At 73.6% G+C, this 13742-nt stretch carries 14 protein-coding genes; 8 read left to right on the top strand and 6 right to left on the bottom strand.

Annotated features, from left to right (window positions below; all coding sequences use genetic code 11):
- Positions 1 to 63: 63 nt before the first annotated feature.
- From KSED_RS02675 to KSED_RS13405, 4 genes are all read right to left on the bottom strand, one after another.
- Positions 64 to 975 (bottom strand): SDR family oxidoreductase, encoded by a 912-nt coding sequence (locus KSED_RS02675; protein ID WP_012802041.1) that lies wholly within the window; start codon positions 973 to 975, stop codon positions 64 to 66.
- Positions 976 to 1117: 142 nt separating this feature from the next.
- A complete protein-coding gene (locus KSED_RS02680; RefSeq protein ID WP_012802042.1) occupies positions 1118 to 2560 on the bottom strand; it encodes a flavin-containing monooxygenase in 1443 nt (480 codons plus the stop codon).
- Positions 2557 to 3402 (bottom strand): exodeoxyribonuclease III, encoded by an 846-nt coding sequence (locus KSED_RS02685; RefSeq protein WP_012802043.1) that lies wholly within the window; start codon positions 3400 to 3402, stop codon positions 2557 to 2559. Before KSED_RS02685 ends, KSED_RS02680 begins: the two co-directional genes overlap by 4 nt.
- Positions 3403 to 3419: 17 nt before the next feature.
- The gene (locus tag KSED_RS13405) at positions 3420 to 4013 is read right to left on the bottom strand and encodes an ArsR/SmtB family transcription factor (protein ID WP_012802044.1); all 594 of its coding nucleotides are present in this window, start codon (positions 4011 to 4013) and stop codon (positions 3420 to 3422) included.
- 66 nt (positions 4014 to 4079) lie between these two features.
- Between KSED_RS13405 and KSED_RS02695 the strand changes: the two genes are divergently transcribed.
- From KSED_RS02695 to KSED_RS02725, 7 genes are all read left to right on the top strand, one after another.
- A complete protein-coding gene (locus KSED_RS02695) occupies positions 4080 to 5399 on the top strand; it encodes an MFS transporter (protein WP_012802045.1) in 1320 nt (439 codons plus the stop codon).
- The gene (locus KSED_RS02700; protein ID WP_012802046.1) at positions 5396 to 6286 is read left to right on the top strand and encodes an SDR family NAD(P)-dependent oxidoreductase; all 891 of its coding nucleotides are present in this window, start codon (positions 5396 to 5398) and stop codon (positions 6284 to 6286) included. The genes KSED_RS02695 and KSED_RS02700 overlap by 4 nt, the downstream gene beginning before the upstream one ends.
- A complete protein-coding gene (pyrE, locus tag KSED_RS02705) occupies positions 6283 to 6840 on the top strand; it encodes an orotate phosphoribosyltransferase (protein ID WP_012802047.1) in 558 nt (185 codons plus the stop codon). The genes KSED_RS02700 and pyrE overlap by 4 nt, the downstream gene beginning before the upstream one ends.
- A 115-nt stretch (positions 6841 to 6955) precedes the next feature.
- Complete coding sequence (locus tag KSED_RS02710) at positions 6956 to 8392, top strand: MFS transporter (protein WP_012802048.1); 1437 nt, start codon at positions 6956 to 6958, stop codon at positions 8390 to 8392.
- Between the two features lie 12 nt (positions 8393 to 8404).
- Positions 8405 to 9112, top strand: a complete 708-nt coding sequence (locus tag KSED_RS02715) for a TrmH family RNA methyltransferase (protein ID WP_012802049.1) — start codon at positions 8405 to 8407, stop codon at positions 9110 to 9112.
- 129 nt (positions 9113 to 9241) lie between these two features.
- The gene (gene fbaA, locus KSED_RS02720) at positions 9242 to 10282 is read left to right on the top strand and encodes a class II fructose-bisphosphate aldolase (protein ID WP_012802050.1); all 1041 of its coding nucleotides are present in this window, start codon (positions 9242 to 9244) and stop codon (positions 10280 to 10282) included.
- On the top strand, positions 10282 to 10731 hold the full coding sequence (locus tag KSED_RS02725; RefSeq protein WP_012802051.1) for a DUF3151 domain-containing protein: 450 nt from the start codon (positions 10282 to 10284) through the stop codon (positions 10729 to 10731). The genes fbaA and KSED_RS02725 overlap by 1 nt, the downstream gene beginning before the upstream one ends.
- Positions 10732 to 10745: 14 nt before the next feature.
- Here the strand turns inward: KSED_RS02725 and KSED_RS02730 are convergent, their stop codons facing one another.
- The gene (locus tag KSED_RS02730; RefSeq protein WP_012802052.1) at positions 10746 to 11516 is read right to left on the bottom strand and encodes a sulfite exporter TauE/SafE family protein; all 771 of its coding nucleotides are present in this window, start codon (positions 11514 to 11516) and stop codon (positions 10746 to 10748) included.
- A 111-nt stretch (positions 11517 to 11627) separates the two neighbouring features.
- Between KSED_RS02730 and KSED_RS02735 the strand changes: the two genes are divergently transcribed.
- The gene (locus KSED_RS02735) at positions 11628 to 13076 is read left to right on the top strand and encodes a carboxyl transferase domain-containing protein (RefSeq protein WP_012802053.1); all 1449 of its coding nucleotides are present in this window, start codon (positions 11628 to 11630) and stop codon (positions 13074 to 13076) included.
- Here the strand turns inward: KSED_RS02735 and KSED_RS02740 are convergent.
- Positions 13063 to 13695, bottom strand: coding sequence for a FadR/GntR family transcriptional regulator (locus KSED_RS02740; RefSeq protein WP_012802054.1), 633 nt, complete (start codon positions 13693 to 13695; stop codon positions 13063 to 13065). The two genes, KSED_RS02735 and KSED_RS02740, sit on opposite strands and share 14 nt — an antisense overlap.
- Positions 13696 to 13742: the final 47 nt, after the last annotated feature.

Raw genomic sequence — 13742 nt, forward strand, 5'->3', positions numbered from 1 at the left:
GCACCGGTGCTGATCTCAACTGCCGAGTTCAGCACCGGTGCGGAGTTCGGGTGTCCGCGGGGCTCACGGCGAGTCGGCGCCGCCGTTCACGTTGAGCGTCTCGCCCACGACGTAGCTGGCCTCGGGGCTGGCCAGGAACACATACGCCGAGGCCAGCTCGGCCGGCTGCCCGGCGCGGCCCAGCGGCTGGTCCTTGCCGAACTTCGGCAACTTCTCCTCGGGCTGGCCCTCGACGGCCTGCAGCACCGTCCAGATCGGCCCCGGGGCCACCAGGTTCACCCGGATCCCCTTCGGGGCCAGCTGCTTGGACAGCGCCTTGCCGAACGCGTTCTCGGCAGCCTTCGTGGCCGCGTAGTCCAGCAGGTGCTCGCTGGGGGAGTAGGCCTGCACCGAGGTGGTGATGATGATGGAGCTCCCCGTACCGAGGTGCTCCACGGCCGCGCGGCAGAGCCAAAACATCGCGTACACGTTCGTCTTCATGGTGAGGTCGAACTGCTCGTCGCTGATCTGGCTGATCTCCGGGGTGGAGACCTGCTTGCCGGCGTTGCTCACCAAGATGTCCAGCCCGCCGAGCCCCTCCACTGCCTGCGCGATCACGTCGTCGCAGGCCTCGCGGGTGGTCAGGTCCGAGGGAATCGAGACGGCCGTGCGCCCCTCGGCCTCGATGAGGGCGATGATGCGGTCGGCGTCCGACTGCTCGGCCGGCAGGTGGTTGATCGCCACGTCGGCGCCCTCCCGGGCGTAGGCGATGGCCACGGCGGCGCCGATGCCGGAGTCGCCACCGGTCACGAGGGCCTTCCTGCCCTCCAGGCGCCCGCTCCCGCGGTAGCTGTCCTCCCCGAGGTCGGGCACCGGGTCCAGCTCGGTGTCGAGGCCCGGGAAGTCTTGGTCCTGCTCGGGCGGGGTGATGCTCTCGAAGCGGGTCACGGGGTCGACGGCGGGGGAGTCCGAGGCGTTGTTCGTCTGCTCGTTCATGCCCTCAGTCTTCTCCTGCGGGCAGGGGTCCCGCATCCCGAGCAGGCATGACGCGGCTCACGCCGTCAGGACGGCGCCTCGAGGGGGAGGCGTGCGGGGAGCGCCGCGCCCCGCTGGGGTGCGCCCGGGCCCCCGGAGGCGCTCAGCCCAGGACGAAGTCCTCGGGGGCGCCGCGCAGCAGCCGCACGAGGTCGCGGCGCTGGCCGGGCCACATCACGGCCTCGACGACCCGCTCCAGACCCGCATCGCGTTGGAGCTCCCTGACGCGACGCTCCCAGCGCTCCACGGCGAGGGGGGTGGCGCGCACCGTCTGCGCGCCGCGTCGGATCGTCGTCCCGATGAGGCGTGCCACGAGGTCGGCCCGGGCACCGAACACCTCGGCGTCGCCCCCGACGGGGAGGTCCGATGCGGGGCCCCCGGTCACCATCAGGTTGGCCACTCGCCCGAGAGTCCCCAGGTGCGGTGCCCAGTCGGCGAGCAGCCCCCCGGTGGCGGGGTCCAGCCCCTCGATGCCGTGCCCCGGCCCCACCGACTCGGCGCCGGTGGCCAGCACGATCGCGTCCACGCGGTGTCGGGTGCCGTTGACGTCCACGACCGCATCGGGGGTGATGCGGTGGATCCCGATGCGCAGCAGGTCCAGCCGCCCCTGGGTGACGCCACGGAACCAGGCCTCGCTGCGGACCGTCCCGCGGGAGACCGGGGTGGAGGCGTGGTGGTGCTCCAGGGCCTGGGGCTCGAGGTGCTGGCGGGCCAGGCGGGTGGCGTCGTGCATCGCGCGCTGCCAGGGCATGGGGGAGGGCCGCAGCACGGTCTCTGCCGCGTCCCAGGGGGCGCGTGCGGGGGCCGGCAGGGCGGTGCGCACCACCTGGTTCACCCGCCGCGCGCGGTCTCCGGCGGTACGGACCCGGGAGTTGCTCATCACCAGGTCGACCGGGTCGGTGGTGGGGCGCTCGGGCAGGATCCAGGGCTGGTCGGGGGAGAAGACGGTCACCCGGGAGGCCCCCTCGGCCAGCGCCGCGGCGGTGTGGACGTGCTCCAGCGGCGCGAGGTGGCCGGCGGTGGGGTGGGTCAGGACGGCGACGTGCTGACCGTCCAGCTCCGCCGCCGGGTCCCACACGTGCGTGTGCAGCAGGGGGCCCTCGAAGGCATTCGTCCCCCGGATCTCCGGGACCAAGGGGTCGCCCTCCAGGCCGGTGGCGAGCACGAGGAACTGGGCCTCCAGGGTGTCGCCGGACCCCAGGTGCAGGGTCCAGGACCCGTCCCCGGCCTGGGTGGCCGAGGCGACCCGGTCGGTCAGGAGGCGCTCCCCCATCGAGGTCCAGGCGGCGACGCGCTGCAGGTAGGACCGCATCGCGTCGGCGAAGGGGGAGGACTCCGCGGGCGTGCGGGGCCGGCCGGGCAGGGTCGACTCGCTGAGGGAGCCGCGGCTACGTGCGCCGGGGTCCAGGCGGTCGAGCCAGCGCCCTCCGACGCCGCCGCGCTCGTCCACCACGACGACGTCGTGGATGCCCTGGCGCGCCAGGGCATCCACCACGGACACGCCGCCGAAGCCGGCGCCGACGACCGCGACGGTGCAGCGGGTCACGGCGTGTCCCGGGTGCCGGTCGGGAGGTCGATTGCGAGGTCCACGACGACCGGGGCGTGGTCGCTGGCGCCCTTCCCCTTGCGTTCCTCGCGGTCGACGAAGGCCCCGGTCACCCGGTCGGCGAACGGCTGGGACCCGAGGACGAAGTCGATGCGCATGCCCTGCCGCTTGGGGAAGCGCAGCTGCTGGTAGTCCCAGTAGGTGAACGTGTCGGGCTCGGTGTGGGGACGCACGACGTCCACCAGGCCGGCGTCGAGGAAGCCCTGGAAGGCGGCGCGTTCGGGTTCTGTGACGTGGGTGTGGCCCTCGAAGGCGGCGATGTCCCAGACGTCGGTGTCCAGCGGAGCCACGTTGAAGTCGCCCACCAGGGCCAGCGGCAGGTCCTCGCCGGCCCACGTGCCGGCGTGCCCGGCCAGCGTGTCCAGCCAGCCCACCTTGTAGTCCATGTGGGGGTGCCCGATCTCGCGCCCGTTGGGGACGTACAGGCTCCACAGGCGGATGCGGGGGGTCGCGCTGCCGTCGGCGCGTGGCTGACCCCCGACCGTGGCCCCCAGGGCGCGGGCCTCCACGACGGGCTCGTCGCCCCATCCGGGCTGGTCGGGGAAGGCCACGGTGACGTCCTCGAGGCCCACGCGGGAGGCGATGGCCACGCCGTTCCACTGGTTGAGTCCGTGGAAGGCGATCTCGTAGCCCAGTTCCGCGAAGCGTTCGGCGGGGAACTTGTCGTCCTGCACCTTGGTCTCCTGCAGGGCCAGGACGTCCACCTCGTGACGTTGCAGGAACTCCGCCACCCGGTCGAGGCGGGCGCGGAGGGAGTTGACGTTCCAGGTCGCGATGCGCACAGGCCCACTGTAGGAGGTCAGGCGTCCGGGCCGGTGGGCGCGTCAATCCAGAACTGGGTGTAGGTCCGGGCGCCGTCGGAGGGCGTGGCGTGACGTGCGGCCCAGGCGTCCAGCAGCGCTTCCACCTCGGTGTTGAGCTGCTCGGCCTCCTGCGGGGTCAGCTGGAGGGTGGTGCGCTTGAAGCGCGTGGGCACCTGGATCCCGCTGGCGCTGCGTAGGGCCCGTTCGACCGTGGGCAGCAGGGTGGAGAGGTAGGTCTCGGTCCCGGCATCGTCCTGCCGCAGCGCCGAGTGGGTGACCGCCAGGTGGTCGGCGGCCGCTCGCCAAGGCCGCTCCCGGCCGTCGAGGGAGTCCGCGCGCCGCACGATGCCGAACTTCTCCAGGGCGCGCAGGTGGTAGCTCATGGCCGAGGGGGTGGTGCCCACCGCGGTGGCCGCGGCGGACGCCGTCAGCACCCGGCCGTCGTAGAGCAGCTCGATGACGTGCTGCCGCGCCACGTGGGCCAGCGCGCGGACCGGGCGGGCGCCGGTGATCCGCAGCGTGCTGCCGGTGTGGTCGTGGGTGATCTCGACGCCCTCGGGGAGGTCGGGGGTGGGGTCCTTCGCGGCCATGACCCCACCGTAGACGACCTGAAAGACATCTTGCGCATAGAGTTGTGAAGCATTACCTTCACAATCATGAAAGAAAACCTTCGCAATTCCGCCTCGATCTGGACCGAGGGGGACATCCGCTGGATCCTGCCCGCGCGTCTCGCAGCCCTGCTCGGCAGCTCGGCCCTGGCCACGGCCCTGCTGCTCACCACCGAGGGCGCCGGGCGAGGGGCGGTGGGGGTGGCCCTGCTCATGGGGGCCGTGACCCTGCCGGTGGTCCTCACCATCGGCTGGACGGGCCGCCTGGCGGACACTCGCGACTCGCGCCAGCTGCTCCTGGCCGCGACGGCGGTCCAGCTGGCGGGTCTTGCGGGCCTGGTGGCCGCCGTCCGTGCGCCGGGACCGGGAGGTGGCAGCGAGACCCTCTGGTGGTGGCTGACCCTGGGAACGGTGGCGCTCGTCCAGACCGGCCACGCTCTCGAGCTGCCGGTCTGGCCCGCCCTGACCGCCAAGGTGGTGGGGGACGAGCGCATCGGGGACGCCATGGCGTGGCAGCAGGGGCTCGGCGTGCTCGCGGCACCCGCCGGGGCGCTGCTCGGCGCGTTCGCCTACTCCCTCGGCGGCGTGGTGGCAGCCGCCGGCATCACGGCGCTCTGCGCTCTCGCCGGGGGTGTGGCAGCACTCGCGATCCGGACCCGCCGGGGTGGCGGGGCGGCCACGCACCCACTCGCCACCGACGAGATCGCCGAGTCGGAGGACGCGGAGGCCCCGCCCACCGTCTCTACCCTCCGCTGGCTCGTCACCCACCCGGTGCTCGGGCCGATCCTCTTGGTGCTCACTCCACTCGTGCTCGTGGGGGAGGCGGTCAACGTGGTGGAAGTGCTGCTCGCCCGGCAGGAGCTGGGAGCCTCGGCCGCCCAGTACGGATGGGGTGAGGTCGCCTTCGGGGTCGGCGCGGTCATCGGGACGTGGGGCGTCCGGCGCGTCACCTCCGATGCCGCGAGGCTCGTCCTCTTCCTCGGCGGCTTCTGGGTCGTGTCCGTCCTCATCCTGGTCGCGGGGGTCGTCCCGTCGTGGTGGTGGTACGTCGGGCTGGCCGTCCCCATCGGCGCCGGCAACATGGCCGCCAACGTCAGTTCCGCCACCCTGCTGATGCTCCACACGCCCGAGGCCCGGCGCGGGCGGGTGCAGGCCGCCTTCGTGGGCACCGTCCGTGCCTTCTCCCTGGGTGCCCTGGCCATCGGTGGCCTCCTCGGGTCCGCCCTCGGCCCTCGCGGCACCTACGTGGCCTGCGGAACCGCCGCCTGCCTGGTGATGCTGGCCGGCAGCGTCTGGCTGCACCGCGCCCATCGTGCGGCGCGTCCCAGCGGGCGCCGGCCCCGCCGGGCTGCGACAGTTGTCCCATGACCTCGGTTGAGCACTCCTCCCACCCGATGGCGCTGGTCACCGGCGCCTCCTCAGGCATCGGCAAGCAGTTCGCCGAGCAGCTGGCCGCCAAGGGGCACGGTCTCGTGCTGGTGGCCCGCGACCGCGAGCGCCTGGAGGCCCTGGCCATCCACCTCGGCACGCACTACGGCGTCCCGACCGAGGTGCTCTCGGCCGACCTGACCCAGCGCGCCGACATCGAGCGGGTCGCGCGGCGGATCCGCCAGGACGAGGCGCCCGTGACGGTGCTGGTCAACAACGCCGGCTACGGGCTGGGATCTGGCTTCCTCCGCAGCGAGATCGAGGACGAGGAGGACGCTCTGACCGTCATGGTGCGGGCCGTCATGGTGCTCAGCCAGGCCGCTGCCCAGCGGATGGCGGACCGGGGCGCGGGGGTCATCATCAACGTCTCCTCGGTGGCGGGCTTCCTGCCCTACGGCAGCTACGGGGCCGCCAAGGCCTGGGTCACCCGGTTCTCCGAGGGCCTGGCGCTGGACCTCCACGGCACCGGGGTGCACGTCCAGGCGTTGCTGCCCGGGCTGACGCACACCGAGTTCCACGCGCGCAGCGGGGAGAAGTTCGGCGGAGCGCCGGAGTGGATGTGGCTGCCGGCCGAGAAGGTCGTGCGCGAGTCCCTGGCCGCGGTGGGGTCCGGGGAGGTCACCTGCGTGCCCGGGCTCCCGTACAAGGCGGCGATGCTGGTGCTCCCGCGCCTGCCGCGGCGGGTGGTGCTGGCCCTGGTGCAGCGGGCGAACGAGCGGGACCGCGCCGCCCGCGCTGCCCGCCGGGCGGTCACGACCCGGGCCGAGGGTCCGCCCCAGGAGCACCTCGAGGAGCCGGCCGGCGACTCGCTACCCTCCGGGGCATGACCAGCGCAGCGTCCTCCGTCAAGCAGCAGCTCGCCGACACCATCGCCGCCGATGCGGTGGTGTACGGCCGGGTGACCCTCTCCTCCGGCAAGGAGGCCGACTACTACGTCGACCTGCGCCGGGTGACGCTCTCGGGCAGTGCGGCGCCGCTGGTGGGCCGGGCGATGCTGGAGCTCACCGCGGACTTCGAGTTCGACGCCGTGGGTGGCCTGACCATGGGGGCCGATCCGGTGGCCACCGCGATGCTGCACGCCGCGGCCGCGCAGGGTCGCCCCCTGGACGCGTTCGTCGTGCGCAAGGCCGGCAAGGCCCACGGCCTGCAGCAGCGCATCGAGGGTCCCTCCATCGAGGGGCGCCGGGTGGTGGTGGTGGAGGACACCTCGACCACGGGCAACTCGCCGCTCACCGCCGTCGAGGCCGCCCGGGAGGCCGGTGCCGAGGTGGTGGCCGTCGCCGTGATCGTGGACCGGTCCTCCGGGGCGCGGGAGGCCGTGGAGGCGCAGGGCGTCGAGTACCGGGCGGCCCTGGGGCTGGGCGACATCGGCCTGGCCTGAGTCACCGGACCGTTGCCCGGCGGCTCTCGGCGGGCAGCGGGCGACCGCAATCCATACCAAGTCTTTACACGGCTGGCTCCTCTTCCCCCGCCCGGCGACCTAGGGTCAAGGGGCCATGCCTGCCACCCTGACCGCCGAGTTCAGCACCCCGCCACAGCAGTCCCTGTGGAGGGTGCCGGACGTGCCGTGGGTGGTGGCCGGCCGCGGACTGGTGACCGCCGCCTCGAGGATGCTGATGGTGGCGCTCATGCTCTGGGTCGAGGCCTCCCCGCACGGTGCGGTCGGCCTGGCCGCCGTGATGCTGGCCGTGGCGCTGCCTGCGTTGTTCTTCATGGGGACCGCGGGAGAGGTGGCCGACCAGCACGACTCCCGCCACGTCCTGACCGTCGGGGTCCTGGTGCAGGTCCTGGGCGCCCTGGGGGTGACCGCCGCCGTGGCCTGGGCTCCGGCATCGATCGCGCTGCCCCTGGTGATCGTGCTGGCCTTTGTGTATCAGGCGGGCGCCACGTTCAACGCCCCGGTCTGGGAGGCGTTGGTCCCCCGCATCGTGGGGGAGGGCCGGGTGGGGGCCGTGGCCTCCTGGCAGCAGGGCATCACCAGCGTCGCCGGTCCGCTGGGCGCAGCGCTGGGCGGCGTGCTCGTAGGGTGGACCTCGGGCACCGTCGCGTTGGGGGTGACCGCGGCGCTGGCCGCCCTGGTGCTCGTGCCCGCACTGTCCGTCCGCACCCGTCGTGGCGGGCCGGCCGACGCGCTGCTGCGTGACGCCCGTGAGGAGGCCCGTCGCAAGGCCGCGGAGGCCACGCCCTGGGCCCGCTTCTGGCGGCGCACCCCCTTCGGGCAGGTCTCGCGCAGCATCGCGGCGGTCCGCTCGGTGCCGACGGCGGCCGTCATCGTCACCGTGATGGTGTCGTTCATGATCGCCCAGGGCGCCTCCAACGTCATCGAGGTCTTCCTCGTGCGCGGTCCGCTGGGCGCCAGCGAGGCGCAGTACGGCGCCAGCGAGGCTTTCGCCGCGGTGGGCGGCGTGGTCGGCGCGTGGATGACGGCCCGCATCCTGGCCCCCTCCCAGCGGGTCTGGGCCTTCGTCGCCGGTCTGGTCACCGGCGGCGTGGCCCTACTCTGGATCGGTCTGGCGCCGAACTTCTGGTTCTACGTGGTCGGCCAGGTGGCCTTGGGCGTGATGCAGGCGCTCGTCGTGGCCAGCGCGATCACCGTCACCGTCACCAGCACCCCCGACGAGCGGCGCGGCGCCGTGATGGCGGGGCTGGGCGGTCTCACCCGGTTGGGGACGGTCGGCGCGCTCGGGGTGGGTGCCATCATCGGATCGGTGATGGACCCCCGCCCGGCCTTCCTGGCGCTCGGCGCCGCCGCGCTGGTGCTGCTGGTCGTCTCCGGGTGGCGCCTGCCTGGGATCGCCCGGGACATGGCCGTCCAGGAACGCGAGCAGGAGCAGCGGGAGCAGGACGAGCAGGCAACCGCGGACCTGCCGGTGGAGCCGGACTCGCTGGGGCAGCAGGAGCCGGCCACGTCCAGGGTGTCCGCCCGCGCGTGACACGCTGGTCCGGTGCCTGACCCCACGCCCCGCTCCAGCCAGCCCGAGCACGATGCGGGCACCGGCCCGGCGCGCGTCGTCGGGGTGGGTCCGTGGGAGGGCCCCTGGCCCCGGGACGACGCGGGCGAGCTGCCGGCGCACCTGGACCCCGAGCTGCTCGAGCACGGCGACCGCCGCAACGTGGCCGACGCGTTCCGCTACTGGAGCCAGTCGGCGATCGTCGCGGCCCTGGACGAGCGGCGCCACGGGTTGCACGTGGCCGTGGAGAACTGGGGGCACGACTTCAACATCGGCTCGGTGATCCGTAGCGCCAACGCGTTCAACGTGGCGGCCTTCCACATCGTCGGGCGACGCCGCTGGAACCGGCGGGGGGCCATGGTCACCGACCGCTACCAGCACGAGTTCCACCACGCCGATGCGGGGGAGCTGGCCGCGTGGGCGGCCGCCGCTCCTCGACAGGACGGGGGCACGGGGCTGCCGCTGATCGGCATCGACAACCTGCCCGGATCCGTGGCGCTCGAGGGGTACATGCTGCCTGCCGAGTGCGTGATGGTCTTCGGCCAGGAGGGGCCCGGCCTGACGCCGGAGGTGGTCGCGCGCTGTGAGGCGGTGCTCCACATCGAGCAGTTCGGGTCCACCCGGTCGATCAACGCCGGGGCGGCCGCGGCGGTGGCGATGCACGCCTGGGTGCGCCAGCACATCCACGGCCTGCCGGCCTGACGGCGGGCAGGTGCCGCTGCCCCATCGGCTCTGACAAGATGGCGACCGCACGGCACCGGCGCCGGCCGCGCGCGGCGTGGACCACGCATCGGTGCCCCGGCTCTGGACGGACTCACCGAGGAGAACCACATGCCCATCGCAACGCCCGAGGTCTACCGCGACATGCTCGACCGGGCCAAGGCGGAGAAGTTCGCCTACCCGGCCATCAACGTGAGCTCGTCGCAGACGCTGAACGCCGCCATCCGCGGCTTCGCCGAGGCCGGTTCCGACGGCATCATCCAGGTGTCCACCGGTGGCTCGGAGTACTTCTCCGGCCCCACCGTCAAGGACATGGTCACCGGAGCCCGCGCCTTCGCGGCCTTCGCCCGGGAGGTGGCGAAGAACCACGACGTGAACATCGCGCTGCACACCGACCACTGCCCCAAGGACAAGCTGGACGGGTTCGTGCGCCCGCTGCTGGACGCCTCCGAGGAGGAGTACAAGGCGCACGGCACCCCGCTCTTCCAGTCGCACATGTGGGACGGCTCGGCGGTGCCGCTGGAGGAGAACCTGCAGATCGCCTCCGAGCTGCTGGAGCGCTGCAGGGCCCTTGACATCATCCTCGAGGTCGAGATCGGCGTGGTCGGCGGCGAGGAGGACGGCGTGGCCAACGAGATCAACGAGCAGCTGTACACCACCCCCGAGGACGCCATCGCCACCGTCGAGGCCCTCGGTCTGGGGGAGAAAGGGCGCTACATGGTTGCCCTGACCTTCGGCAACGTGCACGGCGTCTACAAGCCCGGCAACGTGAAGCTGCGCCCGGAGATCTTGCAGCAGGCGCAGGCGGCCGTGGTGGAGAAGTTCGGCCCGAGCCAGCACTCGTCGGTGGCCGAGAAGCCCTTCGACCTGGTCTTCCACGGCGGCTCGGGCTCCACCGAGCAGGAGATCTCCGACGCGGTGGACTACGGCGTGGTGAAGATGAACGTGGACACCGACACCCAGTACGCGTTCACCCGCCCGGTGGCCGGCTACATGCTGGAGAACTACTCCGGCGTGCTGAAGATCGACGGCGAGGTGGGCAACAAGAAGCAGTACGACCCGCGCTCCTGGGGCAAGGTGGCCGAGGAGGCCATGGCCGCTCGCGTGGTGACCGCCTGCGAGAACCTCCGCTCGGCCGGGACGCACCGCTGATGGCCGGCGGGACCGGAGGCTCCCTGAGCAGCAGCGGCAACCTGCTGGGCATCCCGGAGACGCACCTGCCCGAGGACCCGGCCGTGGCCGCCCTCGAGCAGGGGCAGGACGCGCGGACCGTGGCCGCCGCGAGGCCGACCTCCTCGGCGGCCTGGGCCGAGCTGGCCGAGGCCGCGCTGGAGGACGGGCTGACCGTGGAGGCCTACGCCTTCGCGCGCACCGGCTACCACCGCGGGCTGGACTCGCTGCGCCGTGCCGGCTGGAAGGGCCAGGGGCCGGTGCCGTGGGAGCACGCGCCGAACCGTGGCTTCCTGCGGTGCCTGGCCGTGCTCTCGAAGGCCGCGGGCGTCATCGGGGAGACCGATGAGGAGCAGCGCTGCGCGAGCTTCCTGGCCGACTCCTCGGCCACCGCGGCGGCCGAGCTCGGGATCGAGCGCCCCGCGGTCTGAGGTGCGGCGGGGCGTCAGGCGACGAAGAGGTAGGCCGCCGCGGCCACACCGGCCACGATGACGGCGCCCCGCAGCACCGGGTCCGGGAGCAGGCGCGCCACCCGCGCGCCGGCGTACCCGCCGAAGACCGAGCCCAGCGCCAGCATGCCCGCGGCGAGCCAGTCGATCTCCGCGACCACCACGAAGAGTGAGGCGGCGGTGAGCTTGGAGGCCAGCATCGACGTGGTGCGCATGGCCGCCAGGAAGCGCAGGTCCAGGTCGAGCGAGAGGGCCAGCAGCGCCAGCATCATCACGCCCGCGCCCGCGCCGAAGTAACCCCCGTAGGCGCCGATCAGCAGGGTGAACCCGATCGCGATGGGGGAGAGCGTCACCCGGTCGCCACCCTCACCGTGGGACTCCCGCCGGCGTGCCAGCCACCGGGAGAGGCGTGGCTGCACCGCGACGATGGCGCAGGTGAACAGCAGCAGCCACGGGGCGACCAGCTCGAAGACCCCGGGCGGCAGCACCAGCAGCAGCGCGGCGCCGGCCAGGCCGGACAGGCCGGTGAGCACGAGCACCAGCAGGTTCAGGCGCGGGTGCTCGCGGACCTCCTCGCGATAGCCGAGCCCGCCCCCGACACCCGCAGGCACCAGGCCGACGGCGTTGGTCATGTTGGCCAGCACCGGCGGCAGTCCGAGGGCCACCAGCACCGGGAAGCTCACGAGGGACGCGACGCCCACGCTGGAGGTGAGGGCGCCGGCGCCGAAACCGGCGACGAGCACGATCAACGCGTCGCCGAGCGTCATGGTCGTCCTCTCGTGGTCTGGGTCCGGGCGTGCCATAGTGGCACCTGTCCCACTGGTCAGGCCACTGGACCACACCGGCCCGGCCGCCTGCCGCGATCCCCCGGAGGAGCCATGACCGCGACCGCCCACGATGCCAGTGGCCAGACGCCGCGCCGCTACGGGGCCCGGGAGCTGGTGGACCTCGTCCTGGACGCCGGGTCCTTCACCAGCTGGGACGAGCCGGTGGACCACGGCGAGGTGGGCGACTCCTACCGCGACGCGCTGCGGCGTGCCGCGGAGAAGTCCGGCGAGGACGAGTCGGTGCTCACCGGGCGTGGCGCCGTGCAGGGACGCCCGGTGGCCGTCCTGGTGGGGGAGTTCCGGTTCCTGGGCGGCTCCATCGGCCGGGCGGCGGCGCACCGCATCGTGACCGCGGTGCGGCGGGCGACGGCCGAGGGCCTGCCCCTGTTGGCCAGCACCGCATCGGGCGGCACCCGTATGCAGGAGGGGACGCCGGCGTTCGTCACGATGATCGAGATCTCGCGGGCGATCATGGAGCACCGCCGGGCCGGTCTGCCCTACCTGGTGCACCTGCGGCACCCCACCACCGGGGGCGTCTTCGCGTCCTGGGGATCCCTCGGGCACGTCACCGTCGCCGAGCCGGGCGCCCTCATCGGCTTCCTCGGCCCGTCGGTCTACGAGGGCCTGCACGGCGAGCCCTTCCCCGAGGGCGTCCAGCGCGCCGAGCACCTCGCGCAGCTGGGCGTGATCGACCGGGTGGTGGCCACCGAGGACCTGCCGCAGCTGGTCGCGACCTCGCTGGCGGTGCTGGCGGACCCGGCCACCGAGCCGCGCTTCGAGCGGGCCCCGCTCACCGCATCGCCGCCCGAGGACGACTGGGAGGCCGTCGTCACCACCCGCCGCGGCGACCGCCTGGGCGTGCGCGACCTGCTGGCGCACGCCGCGGCCGAGACCATCACCATCCGCGGCACCGAGAAGGGGGAGATCGACGACTCGGTGCTGGTCGCGCTCACCCGGCTGGACGGGCTGCCCTGCGTCGTCATCGGCCAGGACCGCGCGCGGCAGAGCCGTACCTCTCCGATGGGACCGGCCGCCCTGCGTCAGGCGCACCGGGCCATGCAACTGGCCGAGGAGCTGGGCCTGCCCGTCGTGACCGTCATCGACACCCCGGGCGCCGAGCTCTCGGTCGATGCGGAGGAGCGCGCCATGGCCGGGGAGATCGCCCGCTGCATCGGCCGGCTGGCGACCCTGGAGGTGCCCACCCTGGCGGTGATCCTGGGGCAGGGGTGCGGGGGCGGTGCGCTGGCCCTGCTCGCCGCCGACGAGGTGCTCGCCCTCGAGAACGCGTGGTTGGCACCCCTGCCGCCCGAGGGGGCCAGCCTCATCGTGCACGGCGACGTAGAGCACGCCGCGGACCTTGCGCGCTCGCAGCAGGTGGGGGCCGGCGCGATGGCGCGGGCCGGCATCGTGCAGGGAGTGGTCCCCGAGGCCGGGCGGTCCACCGAGGAGCTGGCCCGCGCCGTCGCGGCAGAGGTGGTGGGGCGGCTCAGGAGTCGCTGAGGCGCAGCAGCCCGTCGCAGCGCGTGGCCGCGGTCGCGGCGTCCCCCCGGACGATGGCGCGCGCCAGCCGGGCCAGGGCGTCCTCCAGGGCCGGGGAGTCGGCCGGGTCCGGGGCACTGGCGCCGAGCATGGCGTCGAGGTCGGTCAGCAGCTCGGAGTGCGCCAGGTGACGGATGCAGCGCCAGGTGTCCCTGAAGGTGCGGGTCGTGCCGTCGCCCGCCAGCATCGCGGCGCGCAGTGCGTCGTTCGGGTTGGCCGCCGCGGCCCGGGCGATCCCGGCGAGCACGGCCTCCCGGGCGACGGCCACCTCATCGCGCGGGGTGGCGGTGAGGGTGGAGGCGAGCGCGTCGAGTTCACCGGCCCCGCCGGGGGAGCGCACCAGGGCGCCGACCCCGTGGCGCACCTCGATGCGGCCCTTGCTCTCCAGGGAGGCCAGGGCGCGGGACAGGGTGGCCCGGCTGACGCCCAGCTCCGCGGCCAGCTGGCGCTCGCTCGGGAGGCGGTCGCCGGCGGACAGGCCCTGTGCGTCGATGAAGTTCGAGATGTGGGTGGCCAGGCGGTCGTGCAGGCGTTCGCGCCGCAGGGGGGCGAACGTCGGGCGATCGGGTGAGCCGGCCATGCGCCGGAGTGTAGCCACAAGACGGACTTTGCTGGACTGGTTGTCAG

Source organism: Kytococcus sedentarius DSM 20547 (genome assembly GCF_000023925.1).
GTDB lineage: Bacteria > Actinomycetota > Actinomycetes > Actinomycetales > Dermatophilaceae > Kytococcus > Kytococcus sedentarius.